Origin of the sequence: Streptomyces sporangiiformans, from assembly GCF_005768555.2 — a bacterium.
In the GTDB taxonomy this organism is placed as follows: Bacteria; Actinomycetota; Actinomycetes; order Streptomycetales; family Streptomycetaceae; genus Streptomyces; species Streptomyces sporangiiformans.
This window is the reverse complement of the sequence record NZ_VCHX02000008.1, coordinates 1-2,042: the sequence shown is the minus strand read 5'-3', so window position 1 is coordinate 2,042 and position 2,042 is coordinate 1. Positions and strand designations below refer to the sequence as shown.

Genomic DNA, 2,042 nt, shown 5'->3' with positions numbered 1-2,042 from the left:
GGTGACGTTCTGCGAGATCTTCCCGCCGGACGACTTCCCGCTGTACTTCTACCGGCTGCCGAAGGCCCCTGACCTGGACATCAACCCCGGCGAACTGGATCTGGCCGCGATGCGCGAGGCCCGCGTCTTCTGGGTCACCGGGACCGGGCTGAGCGAGGAACCGAGCCGCTCGGCCACCCTCGCAGCGCTCGCCCACCGGGCGAAGGCGGGGACGACGGTCTTCGACCTGGACTGGCGGCCGATGTTCTGGACCGACCCGTCCGAGGCGCGCGCGTACTACGCCGAGGCCCTGCGCCACACCACCGTGGCCGTGNGATGTTCTGGACCGACCCGTCCGAGGCGCGCGCGTACTACGCCGAGGCCCTGCGCCACACCACCGTGGCCGTGGGCAACGTCGAGGAGTGCGAGGTCGCCACCGGTGAGCGCGATCCCTATGCGGCGGCGAAGGCGCTGCTCGCGGCCGGGGTGGAGCTGGCGGTGGTGAAACAGGGGCCCAAGGGTGTGCTGGCTGTCGCTCGTGACGGTTCGGCCGCTGAGATCGCGCCGGTTCCGGTGGAGGTGGTCAATGGCCTGGGTGCCGGTGACGCCTTCGGCGGGGGGCTGTGCCACGGTCTGCTGTCCGGCTGGGACACCCGCCGCACGGTCGCCTTCGCCAACGCCGCCGGCGCCATCGTCGCGGGCCGCCTGGCCTGCTCCGACGCCATGCCGACCCAGGCCGAGGTCGACACGAAACTCCGGGAAGCATCCCTGGCCTCCACCGATCGAAAGGCATGACGACGTGCTGTCTGACAATGTGAGCCGGATCGTGGAGGCCCGGGTCAACGACCCCGGCGCCATCGCGGCGGCGGCCGCGCGGCGTGTGAAGGCCACCTCGCTGTTCGGCGAGCACGGCAAGACGATGATCATCGCCGCGGACCATCCCGCGCGTGGCGCCAACGGCGTCGGCGGCGACCCGACCGCCATGGCCGACCGCTTCGAACTCCTGGACCGGCTGTGCCTGGCCCTGGAGCGGCCCGGCGTGTCCGGCGTGCTCGGCACCGCGGACATCCTGGAGGATCTGCTGCTGCTCGGTGTCCTGGACGGCAAGAGCGTCTTCGGTTCCATGAACCGCGCCGGACTCGCCGGCTCGATCTTCGAGATCGACGACCGCTTCACCGGCTACGACGCCGAGACGCTCGCCGCGATGGGCTTCGACGGCGGCAAGATGCTCACCCGCATCGCCCTGGACGACCCGGCCACCCCGTCCGTGCTGGAGAACACTGCCCGCGCCGTCGATGAGCTGAATGACCGCCGGCTCATCGCGATGGTCGAGCCGTTCCTCTCCGCCTGGCAGGACGGGAAGATCCGTAACGATCTCTCCCCCGACGCCGTCATCAAGTCGATCACCATCGCCTCGGGGCTGGGCCGGCGCACCGCTTATACGTGGCTGAAGTTGCCGGTCGTCGACGACATGGAGCGTGTGCTCGCTTCCTCCACGCTGCCGGCGCTGCTGCTGGGCGGCGAGGTCACCGACCCCGACGCGGCCTTCGCCTCCTGGGGCAAGGCCCTCAAACAGCCCACCGCGCAGGGCCTGGTCGTGGGCCGCTCCCTGCTCTACCCCGCAGGCGGCGACGTCGCCGGCGCCGTGGACCGGGCGGTGAGCCTGCTGTGAGCGACACCAGCAAATACCACCTGCCCACAGGCACGGCGTCCCACGGCCCCTACGACCTCCTGGTCACGCCCGAATCGGCAGGCTGGGGTTACTCCGGACTGCGGATCCTGACCCTGAGCCCGGGTGAGAGGCACACCCTGTCCACCGGCGACTGCGAGTTCCTGGTCCTGCCACTGACCGGTGGCTGCACCGTCACCATCAACAACGAGACCTTCGAACTCGACGGCCGGACCGGGGTGTTCGCCTCGGCCACCGACTTCGCGTACCTGCCGCGCGCGTCGGAGGCCGTCATCAGCAGCGCGCACGGGGGGACGTACGCGCTGCCCTCCGCCCGTACCGAGCGGAGCTCACTCTCCGCCCGGTACGGGCACAAGGAGGACGTGCCTGTCGA

At 70.6% G+C, this 2,042-nt stretch carries 3 protein-coding genes and 1 pseudogene; all 4 read left to right on the top strand.

The window, feature by feature from the left end; all coding sequences use genetic code 11:
- Positions 1–313 (top strand): annotated as a pseudogene (locus FGD71_RS48195) (5-dehydro-2-deoxygluconokinase); the annotation flags it as partial.
- A 1-nt stretch (position 314) separates the two neighbouring features.
- The coding region (locus FGD71_RS48190) for a PfkB family carbohydrate kinase (protein WP_244951181.1) at positions 315–774 on the top strand (460 nt) is incomplete at its 5' end.
- A 4-nt stretch (positions 775–778) separates the two neighbouring features.
- Positions 779–1,651, top strand: coding sequence for a Cgl0159 family (beta/alpha)8-fold protein (locus tag FGD71_RS00225; RefSeq protein WP_119098310.1), 873 nt, complete (start codon positions 779–781; stop codon positions 1,649–1,651).
- A partial coding sequence (locus FGD71_RS00220; RefSeq protein WP_140935774.1) for a 5-deoxy-glucuronate isomerase occupies positions 1,648–2,042 on the top strand: 395 nt, incomplete at its 3' end. The genes FGD71_RS00225 and FGD71_RS00220, both read left to right, overlap by 4 nt.